Raw genomic sequence first — 23,855 nt, 5'->3', positions numbered from 1 at the left:
CGATCGATTCTCAACGGTCCGAATAATCGAGGGGCGGGGGCCGACGATCGCGCGCGCCGTCACTGCCTCGACTTCAAATCGGTTTTTCGATCGCTGCCTGGCCGTGCGGCGTCAGCGTTTGTTGCCCGTCCTTGTCGAAGCCGCTATAGGTCCAGTCCAGTTTGCCGGAAGTGGTGGCGACCGAGCGGGTCAGGCCGATGCCGTACTGAGTCAGATACGTTCGACGCGTCTTGTTCTGGACGATACCGTCCTTCGTCTGTTCGCAGTCCAGGTCGATCGCTTTGCCGGTGAACGCTGCATTGAACTGGGAAGCCGGATAGTAGCGGCTCGTGTGACAGGTCCACGTGAGCGCCCGGAAGTTGACGATCTGAACCGTCGTGCCGAACTTGAACGTCGTGGTATAGGTTTCGTCTTCCTGCGGCGCGTTGAACGCGAACTGATTGTTGTCGGCGTCGTGCGCGACGAAGGGGATGAACGCCGCCGTCTGCGCGTAGTTCGCCGTTTCCTCTTTCAGGCTGTAAATGTTGAGGTAAGAGAGGCTGAACGTTGCGGCGGCGGGCACACCATTCGCCGAGCTTTCATACACCTGCTGGACCATGCCCGTATCTTGTGCGTTGATCAGCACAGTCTTGAAGTCGCGCTCGATCCCCACCGTGCCAACATGGCCCGTTACCTTGCCGAGCACCGTCAAGACCTTGAAGGGCAGCACGTGCGTGCCCGGTGCCGGCATTTTCTCGCGAACGCTCGTGGGCAAGGAATCCACGGCAAAGTGCGCCGCGAGATAGCCGGGCTTGTCGTTGGCCATATCCTTGACCGGCACGAACTGAACACAACCTGACAATAGCGCAGCGGATGTGAAGGAAGTGCCGACGAGCAGGCGGGTCATTCTGTTTCGCATCTTTTTCTTCGATTCTTTGTCAACGGATCGGGCGCCCGTCAAATGAGCACGGCATGGCATGCTTATCGGCGCGATGCGAGCGTTCTTTAATCGAAGATCGAAGCGAGGCGGGTGGCTGCCAGCTTCAGGGCGCAAGCTAGCGGTCTTCGCCGCGCCCAAGCTGCTCGAGGTAGGTCCATGGATAGATGCCGCGTGCATGGCCGTCGCTGAACGCGAGCTGCACGCCGTAGCCCATCGGCTCGATGGCGATCAGCATCACATCCGCAGCGGCCGCGGGCGCGGCGCCGTCGAGCCGCACGCGCCGGCAGGCTGCGCACGGGCACGCCGCGCGCAGCCGGGCGTGCTTCACACGTTGTGTCTCGCCTGCCGGCCAGCGGAGCGTGAGCGCTCGCGCAACGGCGTCGTTGCGAACCTCGAGCGGCGTTTTCATAGCGCTGCGCCCGCGATCTGGCCGATAGCGATGCGCACGGCCTTGCGCACCTCGGGATCGCGGTCCTGCAGCGCGCTTTGCAGCGCGGGCAAAGACTCGCGCGTGCCCAGTTCGCCGAGCGTGAGCGCCGCTTCCTTGCGCAAGTTGCTGATCGAATGCGTGAGCAGCGTGGCGACGGCGGTGGCCGCTTGCGCATCGCGTAGCTGTCCGAGTGCGCGGGCCGCGCGCAGCCGGACCTGCCAGTAGGCGTCACCGAGCGCTTCGACAAGCGGTGCGAGTGCCGTTGCGGCACGCAGCTTGCCGAGCGTCGTCGCGGCTTCTTCGCGCACCTGCCAGGCGTCGTCGCGCAACGCCGTGAGCAGCGCGTCGAGCGTGGCCTGATCGTCCGGCGATGCGAAGCCGAGCGCCCCAACGGCGGCGCGGCGGACGTCGGGGTGCGCGTCGCCGGCGCCGAGCGCGGCGAGCGCCTTCAGCGCGCGTTCCTCCTTGAGCCAGCCGAGCACGGCGACGGCCTCGAGCCGCACGTCGGCCTCAGTGTCCGCAAGCGCATGCAGCGCGGGCTCGAAGGCATCCGCAAAGCGGAGTTCGCGCAGGCCGCGCAGCGCCGCGCGGCGCACGAACGGTTCGGGCCGCGCGGCCCACCGGCGCAGCACGTGGCCCGACGACTGCGCCTTCAATTCCGAAAGACTTTGCGCCGCGGCTTCGCGCACGTCGTCGTCGGTGTCGAGCAATGCTGCGCAGAGCGCTTCGACGACGTCGTCGTCTTCCCACGCGGCCAGCACGGCGGCGGCTTCGCGGCGCACGTCTGGAGCGGGATCGTCGCGCAGCGTGGCCACGAACGCGGGCAGCAGCGCTTCATCTTCGAGATCGGCGAGTTCGAAGAGCGCGATGCGGCGCACGGCGGGATCGGCGTCGGCGAGGCGCGCGAGCAGGGCGCTCGCTTCGGCGCTCGGGTGCTGCGGGTTCGGCAAAGTGGGAGCGGAAACGGTCATGGGAAGGGCAGTGATCTGGTGGGCGCTTGAGGGACTACGCCGCTTCGCGCAGAAACGCGAGGCAGCGGCGCTTGATGTCGATGAAGCCGGCTTCGGTCGTGCTCTCGTCGCTGCGCGGCCGCGCGAGCGGCACTGTGATATCGGCGACGAGGCGCGCGGGTCGTTGCGAGAGCATCAGGATGCGGTCGCCGAGAAACAGCGCTTCGTCGATGTCGTGCGTGACGAACACGACAGTCGTGCGTATCTGCGTCCAGATGTCGAGCAAAAGCGTTTGCATCATGCGGCGCGTTTGGGCGTCGAGTGCGCCGAAGGGCTCGTCCATCAACAAAATGCGCGGACGGTTGATCAGCACGCGCGCGATTTCCACACGCTGCTGCATGCCGCCCGACAGCTGCGCGGGATAGTGCGACTCGAATCCCGCGAGCCCCACCAGCGCGAGCAGTTCGGCCGCTTCGCGCCGACGCTCGCTGGCGCCAACGCCCTTCATCTTCAGGCCGAATGCCACGTTGTCGATCACACGCTTCCAGGGAAACAGCGTGTGCTGCTGGAATACGAGGCCGCGCTCCGGATGCGGGCGCTCGACCGCGAGACCGTCGACGGCGATTTCGCCCTGCGTGGACGGGACGTGCCCCGCGATGGCGCCGAGCAGCGTGGACTTTCCGCAGCCGGACGGCCCAAGCACGCACACGAACTCGCCGGGTGCGATCTCGACGTTCAGTGAGTCGAGCGCGGCGAAGCGCGCGTGCGGCGGCCCTACCTCCACGGTCAGCGAACGCACGTTGATGTGCCCCGCCGCGTGGGACACCGGCGCCCTGGCGCGGGCTTCAGGATGGACGGCGGCAGGCGTGTTCACTGGCGCGCTCCCCGCAGGCGGTACCACGGCGTCAGTGCGGTGCCGATGCGTTTGACGAGGAGGCTGCTGCCCATGCCGAGCACGCCGATCAGGGCCATGCCGACAACGATATCCGCGTAGTTCTGAAGCGTATAGGATTCCCAGGTGAAATATCCTATGCCGTACTGCCCGGCGATCATTTCCGCGGTTACGAGGCAGAACCACGCGGTGCCCATGCCGATGGAAAGACCCGTGAAGATCGCAGGCGCGGCACCCGGCAACACCACTTCTGTATAGAGCGACAGCGAGCCGGTGCCGAGACCCCGCGCGGTGGCGACGAGGCGGGGGTCGACGGCCTCCACGCCGTGGATCGTGTTCAGCAGGATCGGGAACAGCGCACCGATGAACGTGATGAACATCATGCTCAGTTCCGAAGAGGGAAACATCAGGATCGCGAGCGGAATCCACGCGACCGCCGGGATTGGCCGCAGCACTTCGAGCGGCGGCAGGAGCACATCTTCGAGTGCGCGATAGCGGCCGATCGCGAGTCCGAGCCCGACGCCGACCAGGGCCGCCGCGCAGAAGCCGGCCAGCACGCGCGTCAGACTCGCGGCGAGATGCATCGGCAGCTTCGGCGAATGGAGCAGCGCCCATAGCGCGGGAATGGCGTCGGCGGGCGAAGGGACATTCGCGAACGTGACGATGCCAAGCGAGAGCCGGAAATGAACGGCCAACTGCCAGGCAGCCACGAACAGCACGATCGAGCCGGCGCGCCATGCGCGGCGGCGTATCGGTGCGCTGCGCGCTGCGGCTGCAGTCAGTGCCGGTTCCCGGACGGCCTGGCGTTGCCGGGCTGCGAGGTCAAGCGTGGCAGACATGCGGACTCCTCATAAATGGCAAGTGAGCGGGCGGACAGAGCGCGACGCGTTAGCGCGAAGCGAGGGCCTGCTGGGCGCCCGTTTTTGCAGCGGCATAGTCGACGACCGCGCCCGACGTGTGCTGTGCGTAGGCATCCGCGCCTGTCTTCTGCAGGAACGCGGTGACGTCGCCATGCGCGTCGCGTACGTACCAGGCGTCGGAAGCGAAGAGCTTCTGTCCGCTGTCGTGGTCCTGCACGTAGACCGCGCGCACCTTGCTGCCGGACTGTTCGAGTTTCGCGAGCGCTGCGAACCCTTCCGCCGCGTTCGCATAGTTGCGCACGTGTGCCTCGTCGGCGACCCACACCTGTGTGACCGCGAGGAAATCACGAATGGGCTTGCCGGTCAGCGCGTCGTTCGCGGCGAGCGGCTGCCGAGCGTAGTTTTTCAGCGCGGCGTCATAGTCGAGTCCCGACTCCTTGAACGCCTCGCGGATGTAGCGGTCGTCGATGAAGGTGTTCGCATCGAGATTGACATCCGTTTTCTTGAGCAGCTTCAGCGTGTCGATGGCAGTCGCCACGGCCTGGCGGTACTCCGGCTTCCAGGTGAGATCGCGCGTTTGCAGGCCGAGCGGTCCATGATAGAGATAGTCGACGGGCGCCTCGATGCCCGTCACCTTCTCGATCAGCAAACTATATTTTTCGGGATCTTCCGCAATCAGGCGGTTCGCTTCGATTGCCGCGCGCAGATAGGCGACCACCACTTCCGGGTACTTCTGCGCATAAGCGGCATCGACGAGCGCGCCGTGAAAGGTGGGCGCACGGCTTTGGGCGCCGTCGTAGATCTTGCGAGCGATGCCGCGGTACGGGAACAGGTCGGCGAACGGCACGAAGTCGGCGTGGGCGTCGATCTTGCCCGCCTTGAGGGCGCTCCCTGCCACCTCCGGCGCTTGCGTGATGATGTTCACGTCGGTATCGGGGTTCCAGCCTTGCGCTTTGATTGCGCGCAGCAGCATGCCGTGCGACGTCGAGGCGAACGGCACCGAGATCGTCTTGCCCTTGAGGTCGGCAATCGAATGCACCGGCGAGTTGACGGGCACGACGATGCCGTTGCCGCTGCCATCGGTGCTGCCTTCGAGCACGGTGATGAAGAGGCTCTTTCGGCCCGCTTTCTGGAACGCCGCGCCATTGAGCGAGCCCGGGAAATCCGCCATGGCGCCGAAGTCGAGCTTGCCGGCCACCATTTCGTTCGTGAGCGGCGCGCCGGAAGTGAAGTCCTTCCACTGCACGTCGTAGGTGACGTTCGCGTATTTGCCGGTGTGGGGCAGATACTTGTCGAGCAAGTGCAATTCGCGGATCAGGAGGCCACCCGTCGCGCAGTTGATAGTGGTGTCCTGGGTGCCGATCGCGACGCGAATCGTCTCGGCGTGTACGGTGATCGCGGCGCTCAACAGTAGCGGGGCGGCGAGAAGGCGAAGAATCCGTTGGCGTGTTTTCATGATCTGTTTGGCGAGCAATACGGGTACCGTCGTGGGGTGACAGCGGTTAGCGCAACAGGTACGGAATGTCGACCTTGACTGCGCCGGTCGGGCAGTCGCGTTCGCAGGGCATGCAATACCAGCATTCGTCGAATTGCATATAGGCCTTACCCTTGCTCACATCGATTGCGAGCAGGTCGAGCGGGCACACATCCACGCAAACCGTGCAGCCTTTGTCGGCGATGCAGCGGTCTTCGTCGATCGTGACGGGCGCACTGCTGCGCTGGAAGATTTCGTGCGGCGTATAGGACATATTCGGATTCCTTAGTGTTCGGCGACGAGTTCTGCGGATTCGCGAATGCGTAGCTGATCGTAAGCGCCTCGATCCGCTTGCGCGAGCGGGATGATGTACGGCTCGACCGCGCGCTTTTCGCTCGTCATGCTGCCGGAAGCGTCCTTGCGCAGGTGCGTATGGCAGAACCAATCGGCGTCGTTGCGCTGCGGGTAATCGACCCGGTGGTGATACAGGCCCCAGCGGCTTTCGGTGCGGAACAGTGAGGCGCGCGCCGCCATTTCCGCGCAGTCGCGAATGGCGCGCACCTCGGCGGCGCGCATCAATTCGTGCGCATTGTTGGCCTTGATCGCTTCGATGTCTTCGGCGATCTCGTCGAAGCGCTGCAGGCCGATCTCCATCTTGCGCGTGACCTTGGGCGGCTGAAGATAGTCGTTCACCATGCGGCGCAGCTTGTATTCGACCTGGGCCGGCGCGAGTCCGTTTTCGCGTTCGAGCGGCGCGTAGATCCGTGCGCGTTCAGCGGCGATCTGGGCTTCGTCGAGGCTCGCATGCTCGCGGCCCTCCACGTATTCGGCCGCGTTGGCGCCCGCGAACCAGCCGTAGGTGAACGCGCCTAGCATGTAGTTGTGGGGCACGGCCGCCATGTCGCCTGCTGCATAGAGTCCGGGTACGGTCGTCTCCGCGCGCGCATTCACATAGACACCCGACGCGCTATGCCCGCTGCAAAAGCCGATCTCGGAAATATGCATCTCGACCATCTGGTGACGGTAGTCCGTGCCGCGGCCCGCGTGGAACCGGCCGCGGCTCGGGCGCTCGTTGGTGTGCAGGATCTGCTCGATGGTCTGGATCGTTTCCTCGGCAAGATGGTCGAGCTTCAGGAACACGGGGCCGTTTCCGCTCTGCAGCTCCTGGTAGAACTCCCACATCATCTGTCCGCTCCAGTAGTCGCATTCGATGAAGCGCTCGCCCTTGCCGTTCGCGGTGAAGCCGCCGAGCGGCCCGGTGACATAGGCACAAGCCGGTCCGTTGTAGTCCTTAATAAGTGGATTGATTTGAAAGCATTCCAGATTCGCGAGGGCGGCGCCCGCGTGGTACGCCATGGCGTAGCCGTCGCCCGCGTTGGTCGGATTCTCGTAAGTGCCCATCAGGTAGCCGGAGGAGGGCAGACCGAGGCGCCCCGCCGCGCCGCAGCACAGGATCACGGCTTTCGCGCGCACCACGTGGAACTGCGCCGTGCGGCAGTCGAAGCCGAGCACGCCGCTTACGCGGCCCTGCGAATCGGTCATGAGCCGCGTGGCGACGATGCGGTTCGTGATCTCGATGCGCGCACGTTTGAGCTGCCGGTAGAGGATCTTTTTCACGTCGTGTCCTTCGGGCATGGGCAATACGTAAGCGCCCATGTGATGGACCTTCTTCACGGCATAGTCGCCGTTGCCGTCTTTTTCGAACTTCACGCCCCAGCGGTCGAGCTGCTCGATGGTCGTGAAGCTGTGTCGCGCATACGCATAGACGGCCTCCTGGTCGATAATGCCATCGTTGGCGACGGTGATTTCGCGCGTGTACTGCTCGGGTGTGGCGTGGCCGGGAATGATGGCGTTGTTCAAGCCGTCCATGCCCATCGAGATTGCGCCGCTGCGCTTGACATTGGCTTTTTCAAGCAGCAGCACCTTGAGCGCCGGGTTGCGTTCCTTGGCCTTGATTGCAGCCATTGGGCCGGCCGTGCCGCCGCCGACGACCACGATGTCGTATTCGAGCACTTCGGTATTCATAGCGCTTTCCTTCCCCTTGCACGGGTTTTTTGGCGGTCGACGCGCAGCCGGTACTGGAAGGCGTCGCCGCGGAAATACAGGTATTCGTAGTCGATGGGATTGCCGGATGCGTCGTGCGTCAGGCGTTCGATCCGCAGAACGGGGCTGCCGTCTTCCACGCGCAGGGCGCGGGCGATGTCGTCATCGGCGAGAATCGCGTCGATCGACACATCGGCATGACCGAGCGGCACGCCGCAGTCGTTCTCGAGAATCAGGAAAATGTCGCGCGTGGCGAGGTCGGCGTTGGCGAGCCGCTTGCCGAGCGCTTCCGGCACCCACGTGAGTTCTAGCGAAACTGGTTCGCGGTTGAGCATGCGCACGCGATGGATTTCCGCGACCGGCGCGCCTTCCAGAAGATTGAGCCGTTGCGCGACGTGGCGATCGGCCTTGATGATCCTGAAGCTGCGCAACTGGTTGACAATTTCGTAGCCCATCGACGACATCGCTTCCGCGAAGCCTTGCAGCGAGGTTACGTTCTGGAATGCCTTGGGCCTGGAGACGAACGTGCCCTTGCCGTGCAGCCTGAAGACCAGGCCTTCCTTTTGCAGATCGCCTAGTGCCTGGCGCACGGTGATGCGGCTGACGCCGAACAGGGCGCATAGCTCGTGTTCGGAGGGCATCTGGCTGTGCGGCGCATAGGTGCCGTTCAGGATGCGCTCTCGGAGCGTGTCCTTGATCTGGACGTAGAGCGGCTGGGGGGATAGCGCCACCAGATTCGTTCGGGGCATGGTTCGCTTGTCATAACAAGATGGATCTGCAGTCTAGTCAGGGTTCCATCCGCGACAAACTAACGAATTCTGATATGTATTTCTTTGGTGTCTGGTTTGGGTTTGCTTTGTTGTGGTTTTTTGGTGCTATCGCGGAAGGGTTGTGGTTTTTGGCGCTTTGGCTTTTTCTTGTGTTCGCGTCGGTGAACCTTACAGGGGCAACCCAGGCATACCGACGCGAAAACAAGGCACCGCAAAGTACTCATTTCACAGATGGTTTTCTACCAGCCCCCTCGAACCAGAAACCGGCTCGCCGCTGGGCAAAGACAAATCGCCAGCGCCCGACGCGTCCCCACCCTCAATCTCCCCATTCAAAACCGCCCGAGCCCGCGCAACATCCATCGCCCCTTCCCACCTGGCGACCACAATCGTGGCCACGCCATTCCCAATCAAATTGGTCACTGCCCGAGCTTCATTGAGAAACCGATCCACCCCCAACAGCAGCACCAGCCCGGAAACCGGAATCTTATGCATCGAAGCAAGCGTAGCAGCGAGCGCAACAAACCCCGCTCCGGCCACACCAGCGGAACCCTTCGAAGTCAGCAGCAAAACGCTCAGCACGACAAGTTGATCGAACAGCGTGAGATGAATGTTCATCGCCTGGGCCACGAAGAGGGCCGCCATCGTGAGATAGATCGCCGTGCCGTCCGCGTTGAACGTATAGCCGGTCGGCAACACCATGCCGACAACAGGCCGCGAACAGCCGAGGTTCTCCATCTTGACGAGCATCTGCGGCAGCACGGCCTCGGTCGACGCCGTGCCGAACGTGATCAGGATTTCGTCGCGGATATAGCGGAGATACTTCCACAGCGAAAATCCGCAAACGCGCATGACGAGCCCGAGCACCACCACGACGAAGACAATCGACGTCACGTACAGGCAAAGCATCAGCTCGCCAAACGACGCCAGCGTGCCGAGCCCGTACTTCGCGATGGTGAACGCCATGCCGCCAAACGCGCCCACGGGCGCGACATACATGACGATCCGCACGACGCCGAACATGCCCTGCAAGAACATGTCGAGCATATCGACGAGCGGTGCGGTACGCGGGCCGAGCTTCGCCAGCGCAATGGCGAACAGCACCGAGAAAAAGATGATCGGCAAAATTTCGCCGTTCGCAAACGCGCCGACGATGCTGTTCGGCACGATGCTCATGAGGAACCCGAGCGCCGTGTGGTCGTGGGCCGCGTGCGCGTAGCTGGCGATCGCCGAGCTGTCGAGGTGCGCCGGATCGATGTTCATGCCGCTGCCCGGCTTGATCACGTTCACGACGACGAGGCCTACGAGAAGCGCAATGGTCGACGCCACCTCGAAGTAGAGCAGCGCCTTCACGCCTACGCGGCCGGCTTCGTGCAGGTCGTTCATCCGGGCAATGCCCACGACGACCGAAGCGAAGATGATCGGCGCGAGCGCCATGCGGATCAGCTTGATGAAGAGGTCGCCAAGCGGTTTGAGATCGGCTCCGATATCCGGATAGAAGTGGCCGACGAGAATGCCCGCCAGGATACCGATCAAGACCTGTATGTAGAGCTTCGAAAGATACTTTTTGAGTTTCGAGGGCCGCATGTCTGTCTCCTGAGCATGGCGCCATGCAGGTAATTTCGGGCGACCGCCAACCGCCATGCGTGCAGCGGTTGTGTTTCCGGTCGCGCTCTTTTCTTCGCTTCGGCGTCAGGCCGCGATCTTCTTCATTTCCGCAAACAGATCGGCCTTGCCCTCGAAGCCGATGCCGGGCAGGTCGGGCATCGTGATATAGCCGTTGTCGACCTTCACGCCATCGGGGAAGCCGCCATAAGGCTGGAACAGATCGGGATACGACTCGTTGCCGCCAAGCCCGAGGCCCGCCGCGATGTTGAGCGACATCTGATGGCCGCCGTGCGGAATGCAGCGGCTCGCGGACCAGCCGTGCTGATGCAGCATCTCCAGCGTGCGCAGATATTCGACGAGGCCGTAGCTCAACGCGCAGTCGAACTGCAGCCAGTCGCGGTCGGGACGCATGCCGCCGTAGCGGATGAGGTTGCGCGCGTCCTGCATCGAGAACAGATCCTCGCCGGTCGCCATCGGTTTGTCGTAGTAGTTGCGCAGCGTGGCCTGCAATTCGAAGTCGAGCGGATCGCCCGGCTCCTCGTACCAGAACAGATCGTATTGCGAGAGCGCTTTCGCGTACTGGATCGCGGTGTCCAGATCGAAACGGCCGTTGGCGTCGACGGCCAGTTTCTGACCGTCGCCCAGCACGCTCAGGATCGAATCGATGCGGCGCAGGTCCTCGTCGAGCGACGCGCCGCCAATCTTTTTCTTCACGACCGTGTAGCCGCGGTCGATATAGCTGCGCATTTCGTCTTTGAGCTTGTTGTGGTCCTGGCCTGGGTAGTAGTAGCCGCCCGCCGCATAGACGAAGATCTTGCGGTCGGGTTGGCCATTGCCGTAGCGCTCGGCGAGCAGCTGGAAGAGCGGCTTGCCTTCGATCTTCGCCACGGCGTCCCATACCGCCATGTCGATCGTGCCGATCGCCACCGAGCGCTCGCCATGGCCGCCCGGCTTTTCGTTGGTGAACATCGTCGCCCAGATCTTGTGCGGGTCGAGGTTGTCGCCCGCGTCGTTCGCGAGCGAGGCGGGATCGGCTTCGAGAATGCGCGGGATGAAGCGCTCGCGCATCAGCGTGCCCTGGCCATAGCGGCCGTTCGAGTTGAAGCCATAGCCGATGACGGGCTTGCCGTCGCGGATCACGTCGGTGACCACGGCGACGAGGCTGAGCGTCATCTTGCTGAAGTCGATATAGGCGTTGCGGATCGAGGAACTGATCGGAACGGTTTTTTCGCGGATTTCAACGATTCTCACGGGTGTCTCCTGGTGGCACGGCCAGCATGCGCGGTCGTTCGCGATTCGCTGGCTGTGGGAGACGCTAGGTTATGCGCCCGGATCGGCACTATGATTCACTTGTTTTCACATCTTTATTAACTCACGGTGAAGAATGACCTGACCTCCTACCTGGCGTTTTTCGTTCTGCTCGGGCGTTACGGAAACCTTTCAAGCGTTGCGCGCGACATGGACATCACGCCGCCGGCGGCGACCAAACGGCTCGCGCAGCTCGAGGCGCGCCTGGGCGTGCGCCTGGTCAACCGGACCACCCGCAGCGTGAGCCTGACCGCCGAAGGCGAGACCTTTCTGCACTACGCGACGCGCATTCTTGCCGAAGTGCAGGAAATGGAAGATGTCGTGTCGTCGAGCCGCTCCGTCACGCGCGGCTTGCTGCGTGTGAACGCGACGCTCGGCTTCGGGCGCACGACGATCGCACCGCTCGTTTCGGAGTTCGCGCGGCGGCATCCGCATGTCGAAGTGCAGCTCGATGTCACCGACCGGCCTATCGATCTCGTCGAAAGCGGCGTGGATCTGGCGATCCGTTTTGGCGAGCTGCCCGACAAGCGGCTCATTGCGCGGCGCATCATGACGAACCGCCGCTTGCTGTGCGCCTCGCCGCGCTATCTGGAGACGCAGGGCACGCCCGCAACGCTGGGCGATCTCGCCAACCATCAATGCATCGTGCATCGACAGAACGACAACGCCTACGGCATATGGCGGCTCGAGCGCGATGGCGAGGCGCATGCGGTGAAGGTGCACGGCATGCTGTCGAGCAACGACGGCGATATCGTGCTCGGCTGGGCGCTCGACGGGCACGGCATTCTGCTGCGCTCGGAGTGGGACCTGGCGAAGTATCTGGAGAGCGGCCGGCTGCGCGTCGTGCTGCCTGAGTTCGTGCAGCCGCTTGCCGATTTGTTCGTGTACTACCCGAACAAGCGCAATCAATCGGCGCGTGCGCGTGCGTTCATCGATTTTCTGGCGGAGCGGTTCAACCGGCAGCCTGCGGTGGCCGCGCCCGCGCAATCGGGCGCATAACGATTTTGTCTGCGTCCCCCGCAGACAATCCATCCGGCTGGAAAGGTAGCGGTGGTCATTACAGCCGGCCGATGTTTGCGGTAACGTGCGCGTTTGCAGAGGCGGGAACGACGCCACGAAAAGGAGAGAGACAGATGACAAAGCGAGTGATAGTGACCGGCGGTAGCGGCCTTGCCGGCAAATGGGTGGTCGAGAACCTGGTCGCGCACGGCTACGAAGTGTTGAATCTGGACCGTGTGCCCATGCCGAAGCGCACGGCGCGCACGCTGATCACGGACATCACCGACGCGGGCCAGGTTTTCAACGCGATCGCCTCGACCACGGCGCCAGTGGAATTCGCCGACGACCTGGAGCCGAAACCCATCGACGCGATCGTTCACTTCGCGGCGATTCCTCGCATCATGTTGACGACCGATAACGAGGTCTACCGCATCAATGTGATGGGGACTTACAACATTCTCGACGCCGCTGCGAAACTAGGGGTCCGCAAGGTGATCCTCGCCTCGAGCGAGACGACTTACGGTGTGGTGTTCGCCCACCGGCATCGCGATCCCGCGTACTTTCCGCTGGACGAGAACTATCCGGTGGACCCGATGGACAGCTACGCCACCTCGAAAGTGGTCAACGAAGTGACCGCGAAGGCATTCCAGGCGCGCACCGGGTCGGACATCTACTGTTTTCGCATCGGCAACGTGCTCGATCCCGAGGATTACGCGAAGTTCTCCACGTGGCTCAAGGATCCCGCGCTGCGCAAGCGTATTGCGTGGAGCTACATCGACGGGCGAGATCTCGCCAACGCGTGCCGGCTCGCCATCGAAACGGACGGCCTCGGCTTCGAGATCATGAACGTCGCGGCGGACGACGTGTCGTCCGACTTGCCGACCCAGACGTTGCTGGATCGCTACTATCCGGGCGTGCCGGTCAAGAAGGCCCTCGGCGAGTTCGAGACGCTGCTCAGCAACGAGAAGCTCAAACGCCTGCTTGGCTGGCAGCAGCAGCACTACTGGCGCGACGAGGCAAAACGCTTCAATCCGTAAGCGGCATCAGCGTCGAAAACGCGCAGGGCCAGCGAGTGCTGGCCCTGTTCACGACATCGACGCTCCCGGCGTTATGCTGCCAGCTTGAGCGCTTGCGAGAAGTCTGCAATCAGGTCGTCGATATCTTCGATGCCCGCCGAAAGCCGCAGCATGCCGTCGGAGATGCCCATCGCCTTGCGCGTTTCTGCGCCGGCTTCGAAAAAGATCGTCGGCGCGACAGGAATGATGAGCGTGCGCGTGTCGCCGAGGCCGGTCGCCTTGATCGGCAGCTGGAGCGCGTTGACGACGTCGATCATGCGCTCCACGTTGAGCAGTTCAAATGAGAGCAGCCACGACGCGCCCTTGAAGAGCGCATGGGCAACCTCGTATTGCGGATGGCTCTTCAAGCCCGGATAGAACACCTTGCCGATGGCTTCGTGGCCTTCGAGAAACTGTGCGAGCGCGAGCGCATTGTCGCTGCTTTGCTTCACGCGCAGGGCGAGCGTTTCAGCGCCCATGGCGATGGCGTGCGCCTGCTCGGACGACAACGATGCCCCCATGTCCCGCAGGCCCTTCTTGCGGATCTGCAGGAGCCCCTGATCTTTCGGTGCCGAACGCCGATAGTCGTCGGCGATGTTCGGATACGTGCTCCAGTCGAACAGGCCCGTATCGGTCACCGCGCCGCCGAGCGCGGCGCCATGGCCCGCGATGGTCTTCGTCAACGAGTTGATGACGAGGCTCGCGCCGACCGCCTTCGGCTGGAACAAGGCGGGCGAGGTAATCGTGTTGTCGACGACGTAGACAATGCCGCGCTCGCGGCACAGCTCGCCGATGCCTTGCAGGTCGGGGATCTGCGTGCCCGGATTCGCGATGGTTTCGACGAACACCATGCGCGTATTCGGCCGGATGGCGTTCTTCACGTTTTCGGCGTCGCTGGCGTCGACGGTCGTGACTTCCACGCCGAGCGTGCGCAACGTGCCGAACAGGCTGTTGGTGTTGCCGAACACATAGCGGCTCGACACGAGATGATCGCCCGCACGCAGCAGCGTGAGGAAGGTCGCCGTGATCGCGGCCATGCCGGTGCTGAAACAGACTGTGCCGGTGCCGCCTTCCAGGCTCGTGATCTTGCGCTCGAGAGCCGCCGTCGTGGGAGTGCCTTGCCGCGCGTAGTTGAAACCCCCTTTCTTCGTGCCCTGAAATACGCCGATCAGGTCCTCGACGCGCTCGAAACCATATTGCACGGACGTATGAATCGGCTGGCGCACGCCGCCGTGCTCGGTGCCCGCGATCCTGTCGCCGTGAACGATGCCAGTGGTGAAGCCTTGCTTGCTCATTCTCACTCCGTTTCTCAAGTCGATTGCGTTTGGCACATTATCGCCTGTAACGCGTGTTGCCGGCAGGTGGGACGCACCGAACCAATCGGTCGGGCGCTAACGCAGTTCGGACTCCGACGGTTCCAGCACGCTGCGCAGCTTGCCGAGCAGCCAGTTGACCAACGCGTTGTTGTGCCGGTAGTGATTCCAGGTGGGAATCTGGCGGGCGCCGAGGATGCGTTTGAACTCATAGGACGTCGCGCCCAGCTCGATTTCCTCGAAACCTTCGCGAATGCCGAAATCGACCGTGCGAATGAACATGGCGAAGTACAAGCCGTACTCCTGGCTCCTGGCGTAGTCGAGCCCGATATAGCGGTTGACGAGGTGCCTTCCCTTGCCGATCAACTGGGTGAAGCCAATCAACTCGTCGTCCAGAAAGTACAGCAGATAATGGCTAAGGCTGCGGGTATTGGCGAAGTACTCCGGCGTGAGCTTCTCGAACTTCAACTCGGCTTTCTGCCAGGTGTTCAGATACAACTCATACACTCTGGCGACGAGGTGATCGGGCAGACCCGCGCATTCTTCATAGCGCAGTGCGGCGGCCTTTTTCAGCTTACGCTTGAGCAGGTTCCTGCGGTCGCTCTTCATGGCCTGGTAGTAGTCCGGGCCGATCGACAGCACCGGCACGGGCAGGCCTTTTGCCGCCACGAAGCCGCGCAGCGGCAAGTCCTCGGTGAAACCCTTGTACGCGAGCAGGCTCCCTTTCTTCGCAAGCGCCGTGCTGATGGCCGCGAGCGTCTCCTGCGAGACTTCGCCCTGGATGCGGCCGGCATCGACGGTCGGATGCCCGATGCAGGCCAGCTTGAAGCGGATCCAGCTCAGGCTTTGCTTCAGCCAGCCGCTGGGAAGCAGGGTGTTGAGCCGGAAATCCATCACGAAGTAGGGCGCCACGGTAACGAGCGCGCTGTCCCGGTACACGGCGAAATAACCGAAGCTGAAATCATCCAGCCGGGCCGTCTGAAAGGCCTGGTAAAACTCCGCCCCCTCCGGCTCGTCGGGAAGAAACCCCTCTGGCGGAGCGGCCAGATCCTCGATGTGCAGCATGGATTGCGGTCCCTTTTTCTGTTTTGCTTTCTCGACAGCCCGATGTCGGGCACCGATTGTCGGCGATCTTCGCTTTCTTGTCGATTGGCGGCGCGGCGCTCGCGGCAGGCGTCACAACTGCGAATCGAGGAGGGCGGCTGCGTGTTCGAGCAGCTTTTCCCGTAACGACCGGCGGCGCCAGTCTTCGAGCGTGATGCGTTTGGCGAGGGCAGCGTCGGCATCGAAAATGGCCGTCTGCTGGCGCGCGAAATCGCGGTCGTAGATGTTGAGATTGGCCTCGTCGTTGAGCTTGAACGAGCGGCTGTCGAAGTTGGTCGAGCCGACCGACACCAGATATTCGTCGACGACGATCAGCTTGCAGTGGAACATCGTCGGCTGATACTCGTACATCTCCACGCCGGCCGCGAGCAGGTCGCCCCAGCACGCACGCGAGGCCTCGCGCACCGTGTGAGTATCGATGCGCTTGCCCGGCGTGATGATGCGCACCTTCACGCCGCGCTTCGCCGCCTCGACGATCGCGTTGATCGTCAGCTTGTCCGGCACGAAGTACGCCGTCGACAAATGGATGGAGCGCGCCGCGGCGGTGATCGCCATGAGGTACATCAACTCCATGTCGTCGCTGCCGCCAGAGGGCGAACTGCTGAACACGTGCGCGAGGCCGTTGCCCGCGGCGTCGATCGCGGGAAAGTACTGCGGGCCGTGCAGCACATTGCCCGTCGACTTGACCCAGTTGTCCATGAAGACCGCCTGCATCTGTCCGACCGCCGGGCCTTCAATGCGAAAGTGCGTATCGCGCCAGTGCTTTTCGTCCTGCGCATGGCCGGTCCATTCGTCGGCGATGCCTACGCCGCCCGTAAAACCGATGCGTCCGTCGATCACCAGCAACTTGCGGTGCGTGCGGTCGTTCATGCGGCCGAGGCCCGTCCAGTGCGGCTTGTGATACAGGACGAGCTGGACGCCCGCCTCGCGCAGCATGCGTTGATAACGCTTGTCCATTTTGGACGAGCCGACCCAGTCGAGCAGCACGTGCACGGCGATGCCCGCGCGCGCCTTGTCGGACAGCGCGCGGGCGACTTCTTCGCCAATCGCGCCGGACCAGTAAATGAAGGTCTCGAAGGTAATGGTGTGCTGCGCCGCGCGGATGCCGGCCAGCATCGACGGAAAGATCTCGTCGCCGTTCACGAGCACCTCGAAGCGATTGCCTCCCACGACGGGCGGCCCGAGCAGCAGCCCCATCGAGCGGATGAACTGCGGACTGTCGCTCGCGTAAAGCCGGTCGATCTTGTGCTCGATCTTCTTTTCGCCGCTCGTGAGGTTCGCGATCACCAGGATGACGACGAGCGTCACCGCGACCGTCACGACAATGAGGGCAATGGTCGACATGCGTGGGCCTCGCCTCGCGGATGGTAACGATGCCCTGCTGTAGCACATTGCATGCGCAAGCAGCGCTGTCGATCAATCCGGCTCGTCGGCTCCGGCCATTTGGTCCAGATTCGACTGCAATTTCGTGATGACGCGGTGCAAGGTCTTGATTTCGCTGGCGGTCACGCCAGCGGAGAGCTGGTTGATCCAGGGGGCCTGAAGACGCATGGCCGCTTCGAAAGCTTGCCGGCCCTCGTCGGTCAAAACGACAAGCTGCGCGCGGCGGTGGTGAGGGTTGGCCTCGAAGCGGACCAGACCGTCGTTGGCCAGGTCATTCACGATTCGTTGCACGTTTTGCCGATTGGCCCCCAGATCGCGGGCAATCCAGGCCACCGGCTGCGGCCGTTGCGCGGCCCTGATGGCGCCGAGCATCTGCCAGCGTGCGCTCGTGAGGCCGAGGCCCTCGACCAGGCGGTCGCCCGAAGTGAGCAGTCCGCTATTGAGCCGGAAGAGCTCGAGCATGATGCCCGACAGGAGTTCGCCGACCGGTGTTCTCGCGAGTTCGCGCATATGGCACCCTATTTCTAAATTGACATCATCATGTCAATATACTATATATTGGCCATGACCGGTTGACATCATGCTTTTAGACTCTGGAGTGCACCATGCTGCAATTGCGACCGCTTGATCCTTCTTTCCCGATCGAACGTCAACTTGCCGTTGACGCCGAGCCCGTTGTGCTCGTGAACGTTTTCACACTGGATCTGGCCGATGAGGCGAAGTTTCTGGAGGCCTGGCAGGAAGACGCTGCGTTCATGAAGCAGCAACCCGGCTTTATTTCAACGCAGCTCCATCGGGCGATCGGAGAGCAACCGGCTTATATGAATTACGCAGTGTGGGAATCCACGGCGCATTTTCGGGCGGCATTCTCTGCGCCGGCGTTCCGGTCGAGTCTGGCCGCTTATCCTTCCTCGGTGATCGCGTCGCCGCATATCTTCCAGAAAGTTGCCGTGCCGGGGATTTGCGAGAGTTAGTTGTTTTGCCGTCGTTGCGGCTCGATTTCAGGTCGCTGCTGGTTGCCGGCCCTTGGCCGCGTTGCGGCGAAGAGCGGGCATATCGTGGAAAGACAACGGCATGATCAATGGCTGCCGGCGGTCAGAACCGTCGAGATCACGCCGGTCGCGCTGGCAACGAGCACGTAGTCGCCGGCTACGCCGACCCAGTGGTAGCCACGCGGGGGCGCTTTCAGGCCATGCTGATTCCAGTTTTCGACCACGAAAATCCGATCACGGTATTCAGGCGGCAGGCGGTCACCACGATGCCAGTCGCGATGCGGAATCGCACCGACCGGACGGTTGGCTCGTTCGATCGACGTAGGCGGCGGGTTGCCAGGCCGGTGTTCGGGCTGCGATGCGAACGCGGTGCCTGTCGTGGCGAGCAGGGCGGCAATAACGAAGAGTGTCGTGACTTTCGCTTTCATGGTGAATGCTCCAAATAGCGTTCAAGAAAAGAGGAAGTGAGATGAAATTTACTTAGGAATGTTGATCACTCACTAACGGATTCACTTCCACCGGATTCGCTGGCGCGACGCTCCTCATCGGCGAAGCGGTTCGACGTGCGCTTCTTGACGAGAGATTCGCCATGCGGGACAGCGCTCGGCGCTGGCAAGCGGGCCATGGCCATGAACGGCGCCATCATGAGGAGGCCGGCGATCGCGAACGTGGCGTTGAGTCGGTTGATGTACGAGTTCATGGTTTTCTCCAGGGCAAGGAAGTAAAGGATGACTAAGTTATCGATGGATTGACTCGAGCTTCGAGGGAAGCCTCGGGAAGACTGCGTCCGAATCCAAAGCTTGCATCAAGTTTACATTTCGTAAGATTTGCTTTCAAGCAATGGGAGCGAAGTTTCAGTGCGGCGTATCGCCTCACAAAATTGGAGCGCGAACCCGGCGGCGGCGGTTGCCCGAGCCGCAAGGCGAGCCGCGGCCGGGCGTGCCAGTCAATTACGGCCGGTCTGCGTTGCGCAGACCAGCCGGGGTTGCAGGCTCAGAGCGGGAGGAGGCGGCGCTTATGTCCCCCAGGGCGCGCGCGGCAATCGCTCGAAGTCAGGCAATGGCGCCTTCCCTGAGCCTGAACGCGGACACGGTCTCGCGAAGCGCGTGTGCCTGTTCAGCCAGCGCATACGTCGCGGCCGAAGCCTCCTCCACGAGCGCCGCGTTCTGCTGCGTGACCTCGTCCATTTGCGTGACGGCGATGTTCACCTGCTCGATGCCCGTCGACTGTTCGCGCGACGCCGTCGAAATCTCCTGCACGGTGCCGGAAACCCGCTGCACGGCTTCGACGATCTCGTCGATGATGTGGCCGGCGTCGGCCACCTGGAACGATCCGCTTTCGACGTGTACTTTCGACTGCTCGATGAGCGCCTTGATCTCGCGCGCCGCGCTCGCGCTGCGCTGCGCGAGCGTGCGAACCTCGCCCGCGACAACGGCGAAACCGCGGCCTTGCTCGCCCGCACGCGCCGCTTCGACGGCGGCGTTGAGCGCAAGGATGTTGGTCTGGAACGCGATGCCGTCGATCAAGCCGATGATCTCGCCGACCTTGCTTGAACTGTCCGCGATAGATTGCATCGTGCCGACCACGCCTCGCATCACCGTGCCGCCGCGCGCCGCGGTCTGCGCCGCCGTTCCCGCGAGCGAACTGACGTGCTCCGCGTTCTGCGCGTTCATGCGTACGATCGACGTCAGCTCCTCCATGCTCGCGGCCGTTTCTTCAAGCGATGCAGCCTGCTCTTCGGTGCGCGAGGACAGATTCTGGTTACCCGAGGCAATCTGCGCGCTCGCCGTTGCCACGCCTTCGGCGTTGGCGCGAACTTCGCTCACCACGCGTGCGAGGCTCGTCTGCATTTTCGAAAGCGCCGTGAGCAGTTCCGCGGTCTCGTCGTCGCCATGTGCATGCAGATCGGTCGACAGGTCGCCGTCGGCGACCTCGCGCGCGAAGTCCACGGCACGGCCCAGCGGGCTCGTGACAGTACGGCTGAACAGCACGCCGCCCGCCAGCGCGAGCAGGAACGCGGCCACCATCAGCACTGCGCTCACGATGGTGGCGTGCGCGGCCTGCACCGCGGCCTGGGCGGCCACTTGCGCGTTGGTGGCGGCAATGATCTGTGCGGCGCGGTCGAGCAGTTGGGCGGGCGCGCGATCGACGCCGGCGACCACGGTATCGCCCGCAACAGGATCGGCGCCCGCCGCCTTGAACGCCTCGAAGCCCTTGCGGTACCCCTGGCCCATCGCCTCGTGCGCCTCGGCGAACTGCGCGACGAGCGTGCGCGCTTCGCCTTCGGGCAGCTTCGTTTCGAGCCCGGCGGCGAGATCGTTCACGGTGCGCTCGCGCTTCTGAAACGCGCTCCAGTAACGATCGAGTTTTTGCGGGTCCTTGCCACGCAGGAGTGTGTCTTTCCACTCCTGCACCTGCAGCTTGAACTCGACGAGCGTGGCCGACACCATGCGCTCGTTCGCGGCGGCGTCCTGCACGGTGGTGCGGTAGGTATCGATCGCCTGGTTGAGCGTGTGGATGCCGTAGAACGCACCCGCCGACATGAGGGTGAGCGACGCGGCGAAGGCGAGGGGAATCTTGCGGCTGAGTTTCATGGGGTTCGAATGGCTAAAAATGCAAGGCGCATGACGCGCCGACTTCCCTATTACGGCTCAAGTCTGCTGTTCTTGAGTTTTTGCGGATTACGCCGTCTTTCGTCATACGTAAGCTGTTGCGAACACCATGCGCGTGCGGCGCGGCGAATTAGAGATCGGCCTCTCCTTCAAACGCTTCGAATCGAGCCTCGGCTGTCTGGCGTGACGAGATACCGTTGAGGCGAGGGACGGTGAAGCGACGGATGCAGCGACACCCAGCTTCTCGCACTTTCCAGCGCTTCGATCTGACCGGTCTGCGAATTGCGCCGATACACGAGGCCGCTTCGGCCAATGATGTCGATGGCCTTTACCACTTCACCCGAAGCAAGCCGGATTCGGGTGCAAGTGCAGATAGACATCGTGGATGTCCGTAGTTGGCGCATCGAGACGGCGGATCGTGAGGCAGGGCGCGGGTTTTTACAAGCGGTTGATAGAATTGCGCAACGCGCAAGCAACCCCTCGACTCGAAGGAGCCAGTCTGAATGTCGCCGAACACGGATACCGAATTATTTCGCCTTCTCGCGAACAGCTATCGCCGCCTGTTGGGCGTCGCGCTCGTGCCCGAAGGCATGGGCGACACAGAGGGCGCGGCCTGGCTCTACGAACGCGCGCCGTTCGGCTTGCTTGCGCACGGCACGCAGGCGGACCCCGTATTCATGTATGGCAATCGTCGCGCGCAAGCGATCTTCGGCTACGACTGGGACGAAATCACGGCGCTGCCTTCGCGTCTTTCCGCGCAGGCGCCCGAGCGTAGCGAGCGGCAGGCATTTCTCGATTCGGTGACGCGCGAAGGCTTCGTGAAAGACTATCGCGGCATCCGCATTACGAAGTCGGGGCAGCGCTTCTGGATCGAGCGCGCGACCGTATGGCAACTGATCGACGAAACGGGTGTGCTGCACGGGCAGGCTGCGATGATTCCGCATGTTGCGCCTTGCTGATGCGGGCTTGCGCTCGCGAATCCCGCCATCATTTTGCGTTCTGCGGACCCTTGCGGTTCGCTTGCGGCGCTGTCACGGCATAGCCCGCGAGAAATACATCGATTGCCCGGTTCACGACCTCCAGCAATTTCGCGCGCGAGGCCTTGACCTCATAGCCTAGCGTCGCAATTTCGACCAACTCGGCTTCGAGAAGCGCCAGTAGATGTCGCGCCGCGACGCCTGGATCGCACGGCCGGATTGTGCCCGCCTCGATCGCGCTCGCCAGAAAGTCGCGCACGTGCATCAAGCCCCGTTTTGGACCCGATTCATACAAGGCTCGGCCCACGTTCGACCGGTCGACCTCCTGGTAGCACAGGCGGCGCGTTGCGAGAAAAGAGGGCTGCAGCACGGCCGTCAGGAAGTGGACCCCAAACGCGACGAGCGACTCGCCCAGCGGCATTTCGAGCGTCAGTTGACTGAACGCATGCCGGATTTCCCTTCCGGCGCGGCTCGTCATTGTTTCAGCAAATAACGCCTCTTTCGACTCGAAATAGCTATACAGCGTCGCCTTCGACGCGCCCGAACGAGCCGCGATTTGCGTCATCGACGCCTGCTCGAAGCCGACGTCCCGGAACACTGCCAGCGCGGCTTCGATGATGGATTGACGCTTTTCTTCGGTCTTCTTTCTCATCGGGTCTCCCTTCCTCACTTGTTCTCGGGCCTGGGACGCGAGCGTCCACGCCAATACCCTCGTCCGTCATGGAATGAAACATTCGTTGCCGGGCAAGGCGATTGACAGTCATCGATCGTTCCATTATAAACCATACCGTTCAGTTTAGTTATGTGACCGGGACATTAATTCAGGGTTCGAAGTTGATGCGCAACGAGGCATCAGCCTTACCGGGCTGCAAGACTTCAACCGCTTAGTACTACGAGTCAATGGCTTTGCGCCTTGCCTTGTTCTGGCAGGGCGCGTCAACGCACGATTCGATGGAATATATGCCACAACAGATTCATGCAAGAGAGGGATGGAACAGGAAGGGCCAACGCCTCGGCGCGGCGCTTTTCTGCTCGACCGCCATATTGATCGCCGGCTGTCAACGTCACGACGCCGGGATGCCCGCTAACCCCGCCAGCCAGAGCGTCGAAGTCGGCGTCAAGACGCTCGCGCCGCAGCGCATCGTGATGACGGCCGAGCTTTCGGGCCGCCTTTCGTCTCTCAAGGTCTCGGATGTGCGGCCGCAAATCGGCGGCATCGTGCAGAAGCGGTTCTTCGTCGAGGGTTCGGACGTGAAGGCGGGGCAGGTGCTCTACCAGATCGATCCGGCCACCTACCAGGCGACGTACGATCAGGCGCGCGGCACGCTCGCGAAGGCCGAGGCAACGCTCGCTTCCGCGAAGACGAAAGCCGATCGCTACGCCCAGCTCGTGAAGATCAACGCGGTCAGCGCACAGGACAACGACGATGCGATCGCGGCCGTTCGCGAGGACGAGGCTGACGTGATCGCGGATCGCGCATCGCTCGAGTCGGCGCGTATCAATCTCGGCTACACGCGGATCACGGCGCCCATTTCGGGCCGCATCGGCGCTTCGTCGGTGACCGAAGGCGCGCTCGTGACTTCAGGGCAGACCACGGCGCTCGCCACCATTCAGGCATACGACGAGATGTACCTCGACGTCACGCGCTCGAGCGCCGACTGGCTGCGTTTGCGCAAGGCGTTTGCGTCGGGCCGGCTCAAGCGGTCGGGCACGGGCGCGGCGGTGCAGCTCGTGATGGAGGACGGCACGCCATACGCACACGCTGGCGTGCTGCAGTTTTCGGGCATCACCGTCGACGCGACAACGGGCTCGGTGACGGTGCGCATGGTTTTCCCGAACCCGGACGGCGAACTGCTGCCCGGCATGTTCGTGCGCGCGCAGCTCGACGAGGGCGAGAGCACGAACGCGCTGCTCGTTCCGCAACTCGCGGTCACGCGCGCTTCGGACGGCAGCGCGAGCGTATGGGTCGTCGATGCGACCGGACACGCGAAGCAGGTTGCGGTACACGCGGATAGTGCCTATGCAGACCAGTGGATCGTCACGAGCGGATTGCAAGCCGGCGATCGCGTGATCGTGAGCGGGCTGCAAAAGGTGCAGGCCGGCGTGGCGGTTCACGTGGCCGCGGATTCGGCCACCGCAGCCGCTGCTGCGTCTGCTGCGAAGTCGTAA

Annotated in this window: 24 protein-coding genes; 5 read left to right on the top strand and 19 right to left on the bottom strand. The window is 62.9% G+C overall.

What is annotated here, in order from left to right:
* Positions 1-73: 73 nt before the first annotated feature.
* The 11 genes from ACOJB8_RS25255 to ACOJB8_RS25205 all read right to left on the bottom strand — a co-directional run bounded on the left by ACOJB8_RS25255 (position 74) and on the right by ACOJB8_RS25205 (position 11,194).
* A complete protein-coding gene (locus ACOJB8_RS25255) occupies positions 74-1,057 on the bottom strand; it encodes a hypothetical protein (protein WP_475014888.1) in 984 nt (327 codons plus the stop codon).
* A complete protein-coding gene (locus ACOJB8_RS25250; RefSeq protein ID WP_069266598.1) occupies positions 1,035-1,328 on the bottom strand; it encodes a gamma-butyrobetaine hydroxylase-like domain-containing protein in 294 nt (97 codons plus the stop codon). Before ACOJB8_RS25250 ends, ACOJB8_RS25255 begins: the two co-directional genes overlap by 23 nt.
* Entirely contained in the window at positions 1,325-2,320 is a 996-nt protein-coding gene (locus tag ACOJB8_RS25245) for a HEAT repeat domain-containing protein (RefSeq protein WP_475014886.1), read from the bottom strand. The genes ACOJB8_RS25250 and ACOJB8_RS25245 overlap by 4 nt, the downstream gene beginning before the upstream one ends.
* Positions 2,321-2,354: 34 nt before the next feature.
* Positions 2,355-3,125: an ABC transporter ATP-binding protein gene (locus ACOJB8_RS25240; RefSeq protein WP_368684663.1), complete on the bottom strand. Its 771-nt coding sequence runs from the start codon at positions 3,123-3,125 to the stop codon at positions 2,355-2,357.
* Positions 3,126-3,169: 44 nt separating this feature from the next.
* A complete protein-coding gene (locus tag ACOJB8_RS25235; RefSeq protein ID WP_069266596.1) occupies positions 3,170-4,030 on the bottom strand; it encodes an ABC transporter permease in 861 nt (286 codons plus the stop codon).
* Between the two features lie 49 nt (positions 4,031-4,079).
* Entirely contained in the window at positions 4,080-5,507 is a 1,428-nt protein-coding gene (locus tag ACOJB8_RS25230; RefSeq protein ID WP_475014883.1) for an ABC transporter substrate-binding protein, read from the bottom strand.
* 46 nt (positions 5,508-5,553) lie between these two features.
* Positions 5,554-5,799 (bottom strand): 4Fe-4S dicluster domain-containing protein, encoded by a 246-nt coding sequence (locus tag ACOJB8_RS25225; protein ID WP_069266595.1) that lies wholly within the window; start codon positions 5,797-5,799, stop codon positions 5,554-5,556.
* An 11-nt stretch (positions 5,800-5,810) separates the two neighbouring features.
* On the bottom strand, positions 5,811-7,550 hold the full coding sequence (locus ACOJB8_RS25220) for a fumarate reductase/succinate dehydrogenase flavoprotein subunit (RefSeq protein WP_368604399.1): 1,740 nt from the start codon (positions 7,548-7,550) through the stop codon (positions 5,811-5,813).
* On the bottom strand, positions 7,547-8,317 hold the full coding sequence (locus ACOJB8_RS25215) for a GntR family transcriptional regulator (RefSeq protein ID WP_069266593.1): 771 nt from the start codon (positions 8,315-8,317) through the stop codon (positions 7,547-7,549). Before ACOJB8_RS25215 ends, ACOJB8_RS25220 begins: the two co-directional genes overlap by 4 nt.
* 246 nt (positions 8,318-8,563) lie before the next feature.
* Positions 8,564-9,922, bottom strand: coding sequence for a C4-dicarboxylate transporter DctA (dctA, locus tag ACOJB8_RS25210; RefSeq protein WP_083245411.1), 1,359 nt, complete (start codon positions 9,920-9,922; stop codon positions 8,564-8,566).
* A 105-nt stretch (positions 9,923-10,027) separates the two neighbouring features.
* Positions 10,028-11,194, bottom strand: coding sequence for a mandelate racemase/muconate lactonizing enzyme family protein (locus ACOJB8_RS25205; RefSeq protein ID WP_475014878.1), 1,167 nt, complete (start codon positions 11,192-11,194; stop codon positions 10,028-10,030).
* Between the two features lie 126 nt (positions 11,195-11,320).
* On the opposite strand from ACOJB8_RS25205, the gene ACOJB8_RS25200 reads away from it, so the two are divergent.
* Together ACOJB8_RS25200 and ACOJB8_RS25195 are read left to right on the top strand one after the other, a co-directional pair.
* Positions 11,321-12,250 carry a LysR substrate-binding domain-containing protein gene (locus ACOJB8_RS25200; protein WP_069266591.1) on the top strand — a complete coding sequence of 310 codons (930 nt, stop codon included), beginning with the start codon at positions 11,321-11,323 and terminating at the stop codon, positions 12,248-12,250.
* 134 nt (positions 12,251-12,384) lie between these two features.
* Positions 12,385-13,287 (top strand): NAD-dependent epimerase/dehydratase family protein, encoded by a 903-nt coding sequence (locus tag ACOJB8_RS25195; protein ID WP_028207963.1) that lies wholly within the window; start codon positions 12,385-12,387, stop codon positions 13,285-13,287.
* Between the two features lie 71 nt (positions 13,288-13,358).
* On the opposite strand, the gene ACOJB8_RS25190 is transcribed toward ACOJB8_RS25195, so the two are convergent.
* From ACOJB8_RS25190 to ACOJB8_RS25175, 4 genes are all read right to left on the bottom strand, one after another.
* Positions 13,359-14,600 (bottom strand): cystathionine gamma-synthase family protein, encoded by a 1,242-nt coding sequence (locus tag ACOJB8_RS25190; protein ID WP_475014873.1) that lies wholly within the window; start codon positions 14,598-14,600, stop codon positions 13,359-13,361.
* 96 nt (positions 14,601-14,696) lie between these two features.
* On the bottom strand, positions 14,697-15,683 hold the full coding sequence (locus ACOJB8_RS25185) for a GNAT family N-acetyltransferase (RefSeq protein ID WP_475014871.1): 987 nt from the start codon (positions 15,681-15,683) through the stop codon (positions 14,697-14,699).
* A 111-nt stretch (positions 15,684-15,794) separates the two neighbouring features.
* Entirely contained in the window at positions 15,795-17,066 is a 1,272-nt protein-coding gene (gene cls, locus ACOJB8_RS25180) for a cardiolipin synthase (RefSeq protein ID WP_069266588.1), read from the bottom strand.
* Positions 17,067-17,138: 72 nt separating this feature from the next.
* Positions 17,139-17,615, bottom strand: coding sequence for a MarR family winged helix-turn-helix transcriptional regulator (locus ACOJB8_RS25175; RefSeq protein WP_069266587.1), 477 nt, complete (start codon positions 17,613-17,615; stop codon positions 17,139-17,141).
* 95 nt (positions 17,616-17,710) lie between these two features.
* Here ACOJB8_RS25175 and ACOJB8_RS25170 point away from each other — a divergent pair, with 95 nt between their 5' ends.
* Complete coding sequence (locus ACOJB8_RS25170; protein WP_475014869.1) at positions 17,711-18,079, top strand: antibiotic biosynthesis monooxygenase family protein; 369 nt, start codon at positions 17,711-17,713, stop codon at positions 18,077-18,079.
* A 104-nt stretch (positions 18,080-18,183) separates the two neighbouring features.
* On the opposite strand, the gene ACOJB8_RS25165 is transcribed toward ACOJB8_RS25170, so the two are convergent.
* From ACOJB8_RS25165 to ACOJB8_RS25155, 3 genes are all read right to left on the bottom strand, one after another.
* Entirely contained in the window at positions 18,184-18,525 is a 342-nt protein-coding gene (locus tag ACOJB8_RS25165) for an RcnB family protein (protein WP_368684570.1), read from the bottom strand.
* Between the two features lie 65 nt (positions 18,526-18,590).
* Complete coding sequence (locus tag ACOJB8_RS25160) at positions 18,591-18,797, bottom strand: hypothetical protein (protein ID WP_069266585.1); 207 nt, start codon at positions 18,795-18,797, stop codon at positions 18,591-18,593.
* A gap of 352 nt (positions 18,798-19,149) precedes the next feature.
* On the bottom strand, positions 19,150-20,691 hold the full coding sequence (locus tag ACOJB8_RS25155; protein ID WP_342948834.1) for a methyl-accepting chemotaxis protein: 1,542 nt from the start codon (positions 20,689-20,691) through the stop codon (positions 19,150-19,152).
* A gap of 521 nt (positions 20,692-21,212) precedes the next feature.
* Between ACOJB8_RS25155 and ACOJB8_RS25150 the strand changes: the two genes are divergently transcribed.
* On the top strand, positions 21,213-21,668 hold the full coding sequence (locus ACOJB8_RS25150) for an MEKHLA domain-containing protein (protein ID WP_368604393.1): 456 nt from the start codon (positions 21,213-21,215) through the stop codon (positions 21,666-21,668).
* 28 nt (positions 21,669-21,696) lie between these two features.
* Here the strand turns inward: ACOJB8_RS25150 and ACOJB8_RS25145 are convergent, their stop codons facing one another.
* Positions 21,697-22,338: a TetR/AcrR family transcriptional regulator gene (locus ACOJB8_RS25145; protein WP_069266582.1), complete on the bottom strand. Its 642-nt coding sequence runs from the start codon at positions 22,336-22,338 to the stop codon at positions 21,697-21,699.
* Positions 22,339-22,646: 308 nt separating this feature from the next.
* Here ACOJB8_RS25145 and ACOJB8_RS25140 point away from each other — a divergent pair, with 308 nt between their 5' ends.
* Complete coding sequence (locus tag ACOJB8_RS25140) at positions 22,647-23,855, top strand: efflux RND transporter periplasmic adaptor subunit (protein WP_475014866.1); 1,209 nt, start codon at positions 22,647-22,649, stop codon at positions 23,853-23,855.

It is taken from the genome of Paraburkholderia sp. BR10141, from assembly GCF_056155635.1.
This window is presented reverse-complemented; position numbering and strand designations above follow the sequence as displayed.